The 13699-nt window shown below is 74.2% G+C and carries 13 protein-coding genes; 4 read left to right on the top strand and 9 right to left on the bottom strand.

Annotation, left to right across the window (positions count from 1 at the left end; translation table 11 throughout):
- Positions 1-149 precede the first annotated feature (149 nt).
- Both GA0070616_RS24970 and GA0070616_RS24965 read left to right on the top strand, forming a co-directional pair.
- The gene (locus GA0070616_RS24970; RefSeq protein WP_091088217.1) at positions 150-1376 is read left to right on the top strand and encodes a glycoside hydrolase family 16 protein; all 1227 of its coding nucleotides are present in this window, start codon (positions 150-152) and stop codon (positions 1374-1376) included.
- Between the two features lie 290 nt (positions 1377-1666).
- Positions 1667-3121, top strand: coding sequence for a cellulase family glycosylhydrolase (locus GA0070616_RS24965; RefSeq protein ID WP_091088214.1), 1455 nt, complete (start codon positions 1667-1669; stop codon positions 3119-3121).
- Positions 3122-3247: 126 nt separating this feature from the next.
- Here GA0070616_RS24965 and GA0070616_RS24960 read toward each other — a convergent pair whose 3' ends face one another.
- The 7 genes from GA0070616_RS24960 to GA0070616_RS24930 form a co-directional block, all read right to left on the bottom strand.
- Positions 3248-3919, bottom strand: coding sequence for an ABC transporter ATP-binding protein (locus GA0070616_RS24960; protein ID WP_091088211.1), 672 nt, complete (start codon positions 3917-3919; stop codon positions 3248-3250).
- Positions 3916-4995, bottom strand: coding sequence for an ABC transporter ATP-binding protein (locus GA0070616_RS24955; RefSeq protein ID WP_245712890.1), 1080 nt, complete (start codon positions 4993-4995; stop codon positions 3916-3918). Before GA0070616_RS24955 ends, GA0070616_RS24960 begins: the two co-directional genes overlap by 4 nt.
- A complete protein-coding gene (locus GA0070616_RS24950; protein WP_091088207.1) occupies positions 4992-5861 on the bottom strand; it encodes an ABC transporter permease in 870 nt (289 codons plus the stop codon). The genes GA0070616_RS24955 and GA0070616_RS24950 overlap by 4 nt, the downstream gene beginning before the upstream one ends.
- On the bottom strand, positions 5858-6856 hold the full coding sequence (locus GA0070616_RS24945) for an ABC transporter permease (RefSeq protein ID WP_091091574.1): 999 nt from the start codon (positions 6854-6856) through the stop codon (positions 5858-5860). Before GA0070616_RS24945 ends, GA0070616_RS24950 begins: the two co-directional genes overlap by 4 nt.
- The gene (locus GA0070616_RS24940; RefSeq protein WP_091088203.1) at positions 6853-8442 is read right to left on the bottom strand and encodes an ABC transporter substrate-binding protein; all 1590 of its coding nucleotides are present in this window, start codon (positions 8440-8442) and stop codon (positions 6853-6855) included. The genes GA0070616_RS24945 and GA0070616_RS24940 overlap by 4 nt, the downstream gene beginning before the upstream one ends.
- A gap of 204 nt (positions 8443-8646) precedes the next feature.
- Complete coding sequence (locus tag GA0070616_RS24935) at positions 8647-9180, bottom strand: anti-sigma factor (protein ID WP_139128989.1); 534 nt, start codon at positions 9178-9180, stop codon at positions 8647-8649.
- 126 nt (positions 9181-9306) lie between these two features.
- Complete coding sequence (locus GA0070616_RS24930) at positions 9307-9891, bottom strand: STAS domain-containing protein (RefSeq protein ID WP_091088195.1); 585 nt, start codon at positions 9889-9891, stop codon at positions 9307-9309.
- Between the two features lie 205 nt (positions 9892-10096).
- On the opposite strand from GA0070616_RS24930, the gene GA0070616_RS24925 reads away from it, so the two are divergent.
- Together GA0070616_RS24925 and GA0070616_RS24920 are read left to right on the top strand one after the other, a co-directional pair.
- Entirely contained in the window at positions 10097-10552 is a 456-nt protein-coding gene (locus GA0070616_RS24925) for an ATP-binding protein (protein ID WP_175440195.1), read from the top strand.
- A gap of 163 nt (positions 10553-10715) precedes the next feature.
- Complete coding sequence (locus GA0070616_RS24920) at positions 10716-11015, top strand: BON domain-containing protein (protein ID WP_091091567.1); 300 nt, start codon at positions 10716-10718, stop codon at positions 11013-11015.
- A 58-nt stretch (positions 11016-11073) separates the two neighbouring features.
- On the opposite strand, the gene GA0070616_RS24915 is transcribed toward GA0070616_RS24920, so the two are convergent.
- Both GA0070616_RS24915 and GA0070616_RS24910 read right to left on the bottom strand, forming a co-directional pair.
- Positions 11074-12699, bottom strand: a complete 1626-nt coding sequence (locus GA0070616_RS24915; protein WP_091088193.1) for an ABC transporter permease — start codon at positions 12697-12699, stop codon at positions 11074-11076.
- Complete coding sequence (locus GA0070616_RS24910) at positions 12696-13670, bottom strand: ABC transporter ATP-binding protein (protein WP_091088190.1); 975 nt, start codon at positions 13668-13670, stop codon at positions 12696-12698. Before GA0070616_RS24910 ends, GA0070616_RS24915 begins: the two co-directional genes overlap by 4 nt.
- Positions 13671-13699: the final 29 nt, after the last annotated feature.

Raw genomic sequence — 13699 nt, 5'->3', positions numbered from 1 at the left:
GAAATCCGACCCATCGACAGACTTGCAAGCGAGAGCGCTCTCTGGACCGGGCGGAGCGCAGTCGCCTCAGCCCGCGCTCTCCCCGTCCACCGCATCCGACGCATCCACTGCATCAGACGCCCAGACGCCCAGACGCCCAGGAGGCTGCCATGGCCAGAATCCGTACCCTCGCCGCCGCCGTGGTGGTGGCGCTCGGCGCCACGCTGCTCCCCCAGGGCGTGCCGGAGCCTGCCGCCGCGGCGATCGGCGGGATCACCTGGCAGGACGAGTTCAACGCGCCCGCGGGCACGCCCGTCGATCAGGGCCGGTGGCGGTTCGACATCGGTGGCGGCGGCTGGGGCAACAACGAGCGGCAGTACTACACATCCAGCACCGCCAACGCCGTGCACGACGGCCAGGGCAACCTGGTCATCACCGCCCGGCGGGAGAACCCGGCGAACTACCAGTGCCACTACGGCCGGTGCGAGTACACCTCGGCCCGGCTCCTCACGGCCGCGACCTTCACCCAGGCGTACGGCCGGTTCGAGGCCCGCATCAAGATCCCGCGAGGGCAGGGCATCTGGCCGGCGTTCTGGATGCTCGGCAACGACATGGGCAGCGTCGGCTGGCCCGCCGCCGGCGAGATCGACATCATGGAGAACGTCGGAAAGGAGCCGAACACCGTCTACGGCACCATCCACGGGCCGGGCTACTCCGGCGGCGCGGGCATCACCGGCAGCCGCACCCTCGCCCGCCCGCTCGCCGACGACTTCCACACCTACCGGGTGGACTGGGAACCCAACTCCATCGTCTGGTACCTCGACGGCGTCGAGTACCACCGCGTCGACCCCAGTCGCCTGGGCGGCAACCGTTGGGTCTTCGACCACCCGTTCTTCATGATCCTCAACGTCGCCGTCGGGGGCAACTGGCCCGGCTACCCGGACGCCACGACGCAGTTCCCCCAGCAGATGCTGGTCGACTACGTCCGGGTCTCCGCCCACGTGTCGGACGGTGGTGGCACCCGCCTGCGGGGAGCGCACAGCGGCCGCTGCATCGACATCCCCAACGCCAACCCGGTCGACGGGGCCGGGCTGCAGATCTGGGACTGCAACGACACCGCCGCGCAGTCCTGGACGTTCGCCGCCGACGGCACGGTCCGGGCGATGGGCAAGTGCATGGACCCGGCCTGGGCCGGCACCGCCAACGGCACCGAGGTCAACCTCGTCACCTGCAACGGCAACCCGGCCCAGCGGTTCACCCTCACCGGCGCCGGTGACCTGGTGAACCTCAGCGCCAACCGGTGCGTCGACGTCCGCGAGTGGAACCCGAACAACGGCGGCAGGCTCCACCTGTGGGACTGCACGGGCGGCGCCAACCAGAAGTGGTCGCGGGCCTGACGGCGCGCTGATCCGCTCCGGCGCGGGTGCCCACCGCCCCGGCGCACCTGCACCGCGCCGCCCCGGGGGCCCACCCGTCGGGGCGGCGCGTCGCAGGGACGGGATCGAGGCCGGGAGCCGGGTCAGCCGGGCCGGGCGGGGGCGGGCAGGGCCGGAGCGACTTCGACGGATCGAAATATTGCATGTCGGTTACGAACGGTCGTAAGGTGCTGTGGGAGCGCTCCCGGACCCCCCGCCGGGGCCCGTGGCCGCACCTCCACCCACCACCCACCAGATTGCGACGGTCCCCCATGAAGCATCCTCCGCGCCCGTCCCGGCGCCAGTTGGTCGTGGCCGGCGCCGTCGGCGCGCTGACCCTGGGCGCGTCGGTGGCCCTGCCCGCCGCCAACGCCTCGGCAGCAACCGGCTGCGCCGTCACCTACTCGGCAAACAGCTGGCAAGGCGGGTTCACCGGCACCGTCACCATCAAGAACCTCGGTGACCCGGTCAACGGTTGGACCCTCGGTTTCACCTTCCCCGACGCCGCCCAGCGCGTCACCCAGGGCTGGTCGGCGACGTGGAGCCAGAGCGGCAGCGACGTCACGGCCCGCAGCCTGGGCTGGAACGGTTCGCTGGCCACCGGCGCGAGCACCAGCATCGGCTTCAACGGCTCGTGGAGCGGCAGCAACCCGTCCCCGACCTCGTTCACCCTCAACGGCACGACCTGCACGGGTTCAACGACGCCCACCACGCCCCCGCCGACCACCCCACCGCCCACCACCCCGCCGCCCACCACGCCCCCGCCGACCACCCCGCCGCCGACCGGTACCACGCCGGTGGCGATCAACGGACAGCTGCGGGTCTGCGGCGTCAACCTGTGCAACCAGTACGGCAAGCCGATCCAGCTGCGCGGCATGAGCACGCACGGCATCCAGTGGTTCGGCCACTGCTACAACGACGCCTCGCTCGACGCCCTGGCCACGGACTGGCGCGCCGACCTGTTCCGGGTCGCCATGTACGTGCAGGAGGACGGCTACGAGACCGACCCGGCCGGGTTCACCAACCGGGTCAACAACCTGGTCGAAGAGGCCACCGAGCGCGGCATGTACGCGATGATCGACTTCCACACCCTGACGCCCGGCGACCCGATGTTCAACCTGGAGCGGGCCAAGACCTTCTTCCGGGCCGTCTCCGCGCGGCACGCCGACAAGAACAACGTGATCTACGAGATCGCCAACGAGCCCAACGGGGTCAGCTGGTCGACCATCAAGAACTACGCCGAGCAGGTCATCCCGGTGATCCGCGCCAACGACCCCGACGCGGTGGTCATCGTGGGCACCCGCGCCTGGTCCTCGCTGGGCGTCTCGGAGGGCGCCAACTCCACCGAGATCATCAACAACCCGGTGAACGCGAGCAACATCATGTACGCGTTCCACTTCTACGCCGCGTCGCACAAGGACAACTACCGCGCCGAGGTCGAGCGGGCCGCCGCCCGGCTGCCGCTGTTCGTCACCGAGTTCGGCACCGTGGACTACACCGGGGACGGGGCGGCCGACCTGGCCAGCAGCACCACCTGGCTCGACCTGCTGGACCGCCTGAAGATCGGCTACGCGAACTGGACGTACTCCGACAAGGCCGAGGGTAGCGCCGCGTTCCGGCCCGGCACCTGCTACGGCGGCACGTACGCCGGCACCGGCGTGCTGACCCAGTCCGGCGCGTTCATGCGCGAGCGCATCCGCACCCCGGACAACTTCCCGACCAGCTGACCACCACCGTGACCGGGGGCCCCGCCGATCGGCGGGGCCCCCGGCCCGTCTCCGGCCCGACGTACAGCCCCACGTACGGCCCGACGTGTGGCCCGCGCCGTCCCGACCGCGGAGCCGGGCGACCGGTCACGCCGGGACGGTGGCGGCCAGGTCTACGACCCGGCTGGCCAGGCGGGCCAGCAGCGCGTCGTCGTGGCTGACCACCAGCACCCCGGCCCCGGTACGTCGCTGGTGCTCGCCGACGACCTGCGCGACGTGTGCCTGGGTGGAGGCGTCCAGCATGGCGGTCGCCTCGTCGCACAGCAGGTACCGGGGCTCGTGTGCCAGCGCCCGGGCCAGGCAGGCCCGTTGCAGCTGTCCGTCGCTGACGGCGTGCGGGCGGCGGGTCAGCAGGTCCGGGGTGAGTCCGACCAGGTCGGCCAACTCCCGCGCCCGGGTCCGGGCACTCGACTCCGGCACACCGGTGGCCCGCAGCGGCTCGGCGACGATGTCGGCAAGACTGAGCCGGGGATCGGTGGCCGCACGGGGGCTCTGGAACAGGATCGCCACCCGGGTCCGCACCGCGACGGGCACCCGGTGCCGACTGCCGGTGACCGGCACACCGTCCACGCTCACCCGGCCGACGTCGGGGGTGTGCAGCAGGGCGAGCACCCGGGCCAGGGTGGACTTTCCGCTGCCGGACGGGCCGCGCAGGCCGACCGTCTCGCCGGGTGCCACGTGCAGGTCCACCCGGTCGAGGACGAGGTGCCGGCCGTAGCGGACGCTCACGGCGTGGGCGCGCAGCCCGGCCTCGCTCATGCCGGCACTCCGATCGGGTGGTGGCAGGCGGCCACACCGCCCTGCCCGCCGACCGGGACCGGCTCCGGCCGGAGCCGGCAGGCGTCGGTGACCGCCGGGCAGCGCGCCGCGAACACGCAGCCGGTGGGCAGGTCGGTCAGCATCGGCGGATGCCCGGGTACGGGGCGGAAGGCCCGCTCGGGCAGCGCGTCGAGCAGCGCCGCCGAGTACGGGTGGGCGGGCCCGTCGAACAGCTCCCCCGCGGGGCGGTGCTCGACGATCCGGCTGGCGTACATGACCGCCACCGTGTCGGCGACGCGGCGGGCGGCGGCCAGGTCATGGGTGATCAGCAGGACGGCCGCCCCGTCGTCGCAGCGACGACGCAGCAGGTCGAGGGTGTGGTCGACCAGTGGCCGGTCGAGCCCCGTGGTGGGCTCGTCGGCGAGCAGCAACGGTGGGTCCGGGGCCAGTGCCAGCGCCAGCGCCAGCCGTTGCGCCATCCCACCGGACAGTTCGTGCGGATGGTGGTCGAGGTCGGCCGGGTCCAGCCCGACCTCGGTGGCGAGCCGGTCGGCTGCGGCCGGGGCACGGTCGCGGGGGTGACCGTGGGCGCGCAGCGTCTCCACGAGCAGCCGCCGGCCGGTACGCACCGGGGTCAGCGCGGTGGCGGGGCTCTGCGGGACCAGCCCGACGGCCCGTCCCCGAACCTGCCGGGCCAGCCGCCGCTCACCGCAGGTGAACAGATCGACGGGGCCGGCGGTGGTCGGGCCCGTTCGGGTGGGCGGGCCGACGGAGGCAGGGGCCGGCGCGCGTCCGGCAGCCGGCATCGTGGGGCGCAGCAGTGCGCTTCCGGTGACGGTGGCATTACCGGGAAGGAGGCCGAGGAGCGCGTGGGCGAGCACCGACTTGCCGCAGCCGGACTCACCGACCACGGCCAGCAGCTCACCGGGGCGGATCTCCAGACACAGGTCGGAAACGGCGTGCACGACGGCGTCGGGCAGCCGGAAGCGGACGGTCAGCCCCTCGACCGCCAGCAACGGGCCCGGGGCGACGGGCACGGCACCGGCGACGGTCGGCAGGGTGTCGGCGGTGCTCACAGCTGCAACTCCGATCGGACCCGGGGGTCGAGCCGGTCCCGCCACCGGCCGGTGAGCACCGCGAGGGCGAGGGTGACCACGATGAGCGCCAGCCCGGGGGTGAGGCTGGCCCACCAGGCGCCGGTCAGCAGGGACCGCTGCCCGTCGTTGATCATGTTGCCCAGAGAGGCGAGGTGCGGCGGCAGGCCGAGACCGAGGAACGACAGGGCCGTCTCGTGCCAGACCGCGTGCGGGACCATCAGCGTCACCGCCAGCGCGAGGCGGGGCAGCACGTGCGGCAGCAGGTGTCGGGTGAGCACCCGGGCTCGGCTCGCCCCGCCGGACACGGCCGCGTCGATGAACGGCCGGGTCCGCAGGCTGAGCAGCTCGGAGCGGACGATCCGGGCGGTGGCCAGCCAGTGGGTCAGCCCGATGGACAGCACGACCGCGCCCAGGCCAGGGCGCAGCATGGCCACCACGAAGATGCCGAGCAGCAGGTGCGGCAGGGCGGCGACGGTGTCGACGACCCGCATGAGGATCCGGTCGACGATGCCGCCCACGGTGCCGGCCACCGCCCCGACCAGGCCGCCGATCACGGCGGCCACCAGCGCGGCGACGACCCCGACGAGCAACGAGACCCGTAGGCCGTAGAGGCTGCGCAGGGCGACGTCGCGACCGAGGTCGTCGGTGCCGGCCGGATGCGCGAACGAGGGGGCCTGCCGGGTGCGGGCCAGGTCGACCGCGCTCTGGTCCAGCGGCCAGAGCACCGGCGCGAGCAGGCAGGCGGTCACCACCACGGCCAGCACGGCGGCGGCGACGAGGCCACCGACGCGGCCGGGGCGCAGCCGGGGCAGGCGGAGACTACGGGCGGGAGCGAGGGCGGTCATTCGAGGCGTACCCGGGGATCGGCGGCGGCGTAGCCGAGGTCGGCGGCGAGGTTCGCGGCCAGCACCACGACGGCGGTGGCCAGGGTGGTGGCGGCGAGCAGGGGGAAGTCGCTGCCGAGTGCGGCCTGCACGGTGACCGCGCCGAGCCCGGGCAGGGAGAACACGGTCTCGACCAGCACCGCCCCGCCGACGATCTCGGGCAGGTGGGTGCCCACCAGGGTGAGGAACGGCAGCAGCGCGGTGCGCAGGGCGTGTCCGAACAGGACGGTGCGGCCGGGCAGGCCACGGGCCCGCGCCGCCAGCACGTGGTCGTCGCGCAGGCTCTCGGCGACGGCGTCGCGGACGAACAGCACGAACCAGGGCGCCTGGGACAGGGCGAGGACGCCGACGGGCAGCACCAGGTGACGGGCCACGTCGGCGACGCCGGTGCCGGTGGCGGTCACGTCGGTGAGCCCGCCGGCGGGCAGCCAGCCGAGGCCGAGCGCGAACACGGCGATCGCGGCCAGGCCGACCCAGAACACCGGGACCGACTGGACCGCGTACGCCACGGCGCGCAGCGCCCGGTCGAACCAGCCGCCGCGGCGGTACGCGGCCAGGGTGCCCAGCAGCAGGCTGGCGACCAGCACGAGGGCGAGTGCCGCACCGACCAGCAGCAGGGTCCAGCCCGCCCGGGCGGCGAGCACGTCGACGACCGGTTCGTGCCGGCTGGTCGACCAGCCCAGGTCGCCCCGGAGCAGGTTGCCGACCCAGCGGAGGTACTGCACGTACAGCGGGTCGTCGACACCCCAGTTCGCGCGGATCTGGGCGAGGTTCTCCTCGCTGGTGGTGAACGCCGCCGCGCCCGCGTACTGCTGGGCCGGGTCGACCGGCGAGGCCGCACCGAGCAGGAACATGCCCGCGCTGGTGGCGGCGAGCACCGGGACGGCGACCAGCAGTCGGCGCCCGACGACGGCTCGGGCTCCGGCGAGCCGTCGCGGGCGGGTCGGCGGCGTCACGACCGCTTGGTCCAGGTGTGCACGTTCCACCAGAGGCTGTTGGCCACGTCGTGCTCGTGCGGCTCGACCCGCGGGGCGACGCCGGAGACGGCCTCCGACACGACGTAGGTGTGCTGGAGGTAGGTGAGGAACACCCACGGCACGTCGGTCGCGAGCTGCTGTTGGAAGGTCACGTAGGCCGCCCTGCGGGCACCCGGGTCGGTCTGGGCCCGCCCCTGGTCGAGCGCCTTGTCGGTGACGGGCGAGGAGTACGAGCCGGGGTTGAAGAAGCCCTGGGCGGCGAACCGCGAGTGGAACAGCTTGTAGGACACGAAGTCCGGGTCGTACGGGGTGCCGAAGCCCATGAGCAGGGCGTCGTCGCCCATGCGTGGGGTGATCGCGTCCCAGGTCAGCCCCTCGGGGGTGATCCGGATGCCGACCTTCCGGGCGTCGGCGGTGACGGCGAGGGCAAGCTCCTTGCGCAGGCTGTCGGCGGCCGGGTACATCAGCGCGAAGGCGGCCTGCCTGCCGTCCTTGACCCGGATGCCGTCCGGGCCGGGTCGCCACCCGGCCGCGTCGAGGGCGGCGGTGGCGGCCGCCGGGTCGGCGGAGGGTGATCCGGCGACCGAGGGGTCGGCGTACTCCGAGGTGGGTGGCACCGGTCCGAACGCCGGCTCGCCCGCCCCGCCGAGCACGCCGGTGACCATCGCGGCCCGGTCCACGGCGGCACTGAGTGCCCGGCGGACGGCGAGGTCACCGGTCACCGGGTTCCCCATGGGCAGCATGACGCCCCGGTAGTCGGCCGTGGGCACCGTCTCCAGCCGGTAGCCGGGCTGGCCCTCGAATCCGGCGGCGAGCTTGGGGGCGAGCTCCACGGCGTCGAACTCGCCGGCCCGGGCCCGCTGGGCACGGACGTTGTCGTCGGCAACGAAGGCCACCACCACCCCGTCGTTGGCGGGTCGGCCGCCCCAGTACCGGTCGTTGGCCGCGAGCACCAGCCGGTCGCCGGGGGTCCAGGAGGTGACCCGGTACGGACCGGTGCCCACCGGGGCGCGGTTGAACCGGGCCCGGTTGACGTCCTGCCCGGCGAACTCCGCCGCCGGCACGACGCCGAGGGTGAGCCGCTGGAGGAACGGCGCGTACGGGTGGCTCAGCGTGAACACGACGGTGGCGTCGTCCGGGGCGGTGACGGAGGCGAGCATGTCGAGGTCGGAGCGCAGCGTCGAGTCGACCTTCGGGTCCAGGACGGCCTGGTAGGTGAAGACGACGTCGCGGGCGGTGAGCGGGGTGCCGTCGTGGAACAGCACGCCCTCGCGGAGCCGGGCGGTGACCGTCCGGCCGTCGGGGGCGACGGTGGGCAACTCGCGCGCCAGGGCCGGGACGAGCTGGTTGCGCTGGTCCCGGGCGACGAGCCCGTCGAAGATCAGCGAGGCGCCGTCGACACCGTAGTTGAGCACCGGGTTGAGCGTGTCCGGCTCCCCGGCGGTGGCCACGACGATGGTGTCGGCCGTCGCCGCCCCCGGTGGACCGGCGGGGGTCGAGCAGGCGGCCAGCGCGGCGAGGGCCAGGGTCGCGGCGGCCAGCCGGACGGGGCCGGTTCGGGGCATCGGATGCTCCTCGGGCAACGGCGTGCGGGAGCCACCACCACGGCACCCGACGACGGTCGTTCCGCCGCTGCTGCCATCCTGATGTAGTTGCCAGTCATTGGCAATATGGTTCCCGGTGGCGATGATCACCGGGCTGGTCCGGCGACTCGCCCGTCGCCGGTCACCGGATCGGATTACCGACCGACACGGAACGGGTGCCGCGCTTCAGGCCAACGACATCAGGACCACGAGCCGGGTCGGAGTCGAGGAGCCACCGGCCGGCTCGGTGGACAGCCCCAGCGTCGCGGCGTCGCCCACCGGGCCCACCACGGTGGTCGCCGCCGTCGCGCCCACCGGCAGCAGCCGCACCGGACGGGCCGGCCCCACGACGCCGATCAGCCACAACTGGTACGCCCGCCCCTCCCCCGGCGCCCGCAGGTCGCGCAGCAGCACCACCGCCCGGTCACGGGCAGGCGACACCACCACCGTCGCCGCCGCGCCACCCTGCATGGTCCGGGTGCGGACCCGCGCGTCCGGCGCGGACACGACCTCGCCGACCTGGCGGGCGTTGCCGCCGGTGACCCGCTCCCGGCGGATCCGCTCGTCGTCGACGACCAGGGTGACCGCCGTCGCGCCGAACGCCGCGACCACCGCCACCGCGCAGGTGACGGCGAACCGCCGCCAGGGGCGCTCCTGCGCCGCCGGCGGGCGCGGCGGCACCGGCTCCGGCCGCCGCGCCCCGCCCCGTCCGCCTCGCATGGCCACCCCACCGTCTGCCGCCCCTCTTCGACGGTAGTGTTCCGGGCCGCCCGGGCCGGGCGGATTGGTGACCGTCGGCGAACCGCCGGCGCCTCGCGCGGCACCCGGCGGCGTCCACGGCCGCGCTCAGCGGGGCCGGGTCGGCGCGAGGGACGACAGGTGCGCCAGCGCCTCGGCGTGGCTGTCGAAGATCGGGAAGACCTGGTCCAGCCGCATGGTGTAGAGGACCGTACGGACAAACTCCGCCGGAGCGGCGAGACAGAGTACGGACCCCCGCTCGACGGCGTCCCGGTGAGCGCGCACCAGCAGGCCCAGGCCGGTGGAGTCGATCAGGTGCACCCGGGTGAGGTCGACCAGCACGTGGCCGCCCATCTCCTTCGCGTGCGCCAGCGCCGACCGCAGGGTGTCCCCGGTGTCGAGGTCGACGTCGCCGGCGGCGACCACGACCGTGACGCCGTCCACGTGGTCGATACCCAGGATCCCGCTGGGCCCGTGCCCCTCGCAGACCGCCGCACCCCCGGTGGACGGGCCGAGGGCGCTGCAGTGCGGGCACCGGTGCGGCCCCGCCGCGAACGGCGACCCGCTCCACCCCTGCTCCGACACCAACGGCCACACGACCTGGGCGTCGGGCAGCGCGCAGGCCACGTCCGCGGTGTCTGCGCAGGTGTCACAGACCAGAGTCACCAGCTGCTCGTACGCTACGACCGTCATTTTCGCCTTCTCCCGGTCGACGTCAGATCAGCGCAAGCCTGCCGTCGGAAATCGGCGGGAAACACGCGGTCATATGACGGTTGCATGACGAACCGGAGGTTATTGCGTGCCACCACCGGCCTCGACCAGCCACGCCGCCGGCCGAAGGCGATCGTTGCCGTAACGCAAAGGTCGCGAATAATTCGTCACCGCGTAGCCTGCGAGCATGAGCGACGAGGGGCCGACGGGGCACGGCGTCCCCATGGTCACGTCGGCGCCGCTGCTGTCCCGCGCGTTCACCGCCGCGACGGTGACCGAACTGCGGCATCAGCTCGCCAGCCACGTCGCGGCCGCCGGGCTGACCGACGACCCGGGTGACGACTTCGTCCTGGCCGTGCACGAACTGGTCACCAACGCCGTACGGCACGGCGGCGGCGCGGGCCGCCTCCTGCTCGTCCGGCGGGGTGACCTGCTGGTGTGCGAGGTCAGCGACGACGGCCCCGGCGACGACGACCTCACCGTCGACCTGCCCGCCACCAACGTTCCCGGCGGGCGCGGGCTCTGGCTGGCGCACCGGCTGACCGGCGCGCTGAGCCTCACCAGCCGCCCCGGCGGCGTCACCGCCACCGTGACCGCCCGCCTACCGACCGGTGCGGGCGGGGGCGACACCGGCCCACGCTGAGTCCGCGCGCCGGCATCTGTCACTCAACTGTCACGCAACCGTGCGGTCGACTCCACGGTCGTTGCCCAGGGTGGGGGGCCAGGCGACCGGCGCCGGCGGATGGCCGCGGACGTTGGGCGTCGGCGAGGTCGACCCCGACCAGAAGGAGACCCCCACCGTGGTGCTGCCCTGGCCCTGGCCCTACCCCGACGACAACTCGTTCCGCGCGGTGTGGGACCAGCCCGAGCACCACGACGAGGACGTCCGGCTCGCCGCCCTGGTCGCGCAACGGCTGGCGGCCGACTGGTCGACCCGGCGTCAACAGATCACGGTCCTGGTGCAGAACCAGGTCGTCATCCTCAGCGGACAGGTCGGCGGGCCGGAGTCCCGCCGGGCGGCCGGCGAGCTGGCGTGGGACGTGCCGGGGGTGGTCGACGTCTGCAACGCGTTGCATGTCGCCAGCCCCCGACGCCGCCGCTCCTGATCCGTTCGGCCCGGCCGGGTGGGCCGGCCGGCACGGGTGAGCGCGGAGGCGGTCCGGTTCAGGCCGACACGTCGCGACGACGGAAGCCCACCACCCCCACGGCGAGCAGCAGGACAGCCACCGTGGTGAGCACCACCATCGGCAGCGCCGCCGGGTCGACCGAGGGCACGGACGGCACGTGGGTGTAGGGCGACAGGTTCAGCGCCACCTGGGGCAGTTCGAGCACCGCGCCGAGCTGCCCCAGCAGCAGAAACCCGATCAGCGCCGCCCAACTCGCCACCGCCGACCAGCGTGGCGCCAGCCCGAACAACGCCGTCACCACACCGGCGACCACCAGCAGCGCGGGCAGCCGCACCAGCGCCGCCGCGCCGAGCGCGACGGCCCGGCCGAGCGGGTCACCGGCGAGCAGCCCGTACCCGAGCCCGGTGGTCAGGCCGGCCAGCAGCACCAGCGCGAACGCGCCCAGCACCGCACCCGACACCTGGGTGGTGAGCCAACGGGTGCGGCTCACCGCCGTGGCCAGCGCCACCTCCAGGATCCCGTCGGCCTCGTCGCCGCGCGTGCGCAGCAGCGCCTGCACGACGTACGCCCCGATGGCCAGCGCGAACAGCCCCAGGATGGCCGCCAGGTAGGCGTCGACGAGGTCCGCGCCCCCGCCGAGCTGGGCGATCGCCTCAGCCGCCGCGGGATTCTCGGCGATCATGTCGTCCACCTCGTCGCCGGCCAGCCCCATGGAGAACCCGAGCAGCGCCACCGCGACCGCCCATCCGGCCAGCGCACCCCGGTGCAGCCGCCACGTCAGCCCGGCCGGGCCGAGCAGCCCGGGTTCGGCGCGGGCCGGACCCTGGCGGGCGGCCAGCAGCCCCGCCCCGAGATCGCGCCGCCGGGCGAGCAGGTAGGCCACGGCGACACCGGCCGCCAGCAGCGCCACCGGCAGGGCGAGCACCCACCAGCGTTCGCCGCCGAACGGGCGGACCTGGTTGCCCCAGCCCAGCGGTGACAACCAGGACGGCCAGGCGCTGGTTACCCGCAGACCGTCGGCACTGCGCTCGCCGAGCACGTCGCCGGCCGCCCGCAGCACGAAGGCGAGCCCGACCGTGGCGGCGGCGAGGGCGTTGGCCCCCCGCGCGGTGACCGACAGCTGGGCGGTCACCGCGGCGAGGCCGGTGAAGGCGACGCCGACACCGCCGACCGCCGCCGCCGCGGCCACCGCGCCGGCCAGCGGCAGGCCGGTGCCGGCCAGGGCGACCGCGAGCAGTGCGGCGGTGAGCACGTTCGCGCCGACCACGACCGTCAACGCGGCCGTCAGCAGGGCGTACCGGCCGACGACCGCCGCGCCGAGCAGTTCGGCACGACCGGTCTCCTCGTTCTGCCGGGTGTGCCGCACCACGGCGAACGTGCTCAGCAGGGCGGCGAGCAGGGCCAGGGTGACGTAGGTCTCGGCCACCACCACCGCACCGGGATCCGTGCCGGCGACCGGCCCGTTGAACGCGCGGGCGACGAGACTGCTGGCCGCCGTCTCGGCGTACCCGACGCGGGTCCGCTCGTCGGGGTAGACGCCCGCGACGCTCTCGGCCAGGGCGTAGCCGAGCAGCGGCGTGCCGAGCACCCACACCGCCAGCCGGACGCGGTCGCGACGCAGCGCGAGTCGGGCGAGCCGGCCGGTGCCGGCGAACGTGTTCATCGCCCCTGCTTCCGGGCCGCCGGGCCACCGTCGCGTGCGGTGGTTCCTCCGGACCGCGCGGCGCCCCCGTCGGCCGTGGTGTCGTCGGTGCCGTTCGGGCCGTAGTGGCGCAGGAACAGCTCCTCGAGGGTGGGTGGGGCGCTGGTGAGGGCCCGCACGCCGAAGCCGACGAGGTGGCCGAGCAGCGCGTCGAGGTGGGCGGGTTCGACCTCCAGCCGGATGCGTCCGTCGACCTCGCGGACCTCGTGCACCCCGGGCAGGGCGTCCAGGCCCGTCAGTGGCCTGGCCGTGGCCACGGTCACCGTCGTGCGGGCGAGGTGACGCAGCTCGGTCAGGCTGCCCGACTCGACGGTGCGGCCCTCCCGGATGATGCTGACCCGGTCGCACAGCGCCTCCACCTCGGCGAGCACGTGGCTGGACAGCAGCACCGTGGCGCCGTCGCGGGTCGACCGGCGGACCTCCTCCTGGAAGACGGCCTCCATCAGCGGGTCCAGGCCCGACGTCGGCTCGTCGAGCACGTACAGCTCGACGTCGGAGGCGAAGGCGGCGACGATGGCGACCTTCTGGCGGTTGCCCTTGGAGTAGGCGCGACACTTCTTCGTCGGATCGAGGTCGAAGCGGTCCAGCAGCTCGTCCCGGCGGCGCGGGTCGAGCCCGCCGCGCAGCGCGCCGAGCAGGTCGATGGCCTCGCCCCCGGAGAGGTTGGGCCACAGGTTCACGTCGCCGGGCACGTACGCCAGGCGGCGGTGCAGCGCGACCGCGTCCCGCCAGGGGTCGGCGTCGAACAGACTCACCCGACCGGAGTCGCGACGCAGCAGTCCGAGCAGGATCCGGATGGTGGTGGACTTGCCGGAGCCGTTCGGCCCGAGGAACCCGTGCACCTCCCCCGGCTCGACCCGGAGCGCGAGGCCGTCCAGCGCGCGGAACGCGCCGAAGGTCTTCACGAGGTTCTCGATGGCGATGACGGGCATGGGTCCTCCTGCCGCGGCCGGTGCGGACC

The sequence above is a fragment of the Micromonospora nigra genome (genome assembly GCF_900091585.1).
Taxonomy (GTDB): domain Bacteria; phylum Actinomycetota; class Actinomycetes; order Mycobacteriales; family Micromonosporaceae; genus Micromonospora; species Micromonospora nigra.
The sequence above is the reverse complement of the archived record's forward strand: the minus strand, read 5'-3'. Positions and strand labels throughout refer to the sequence as shown.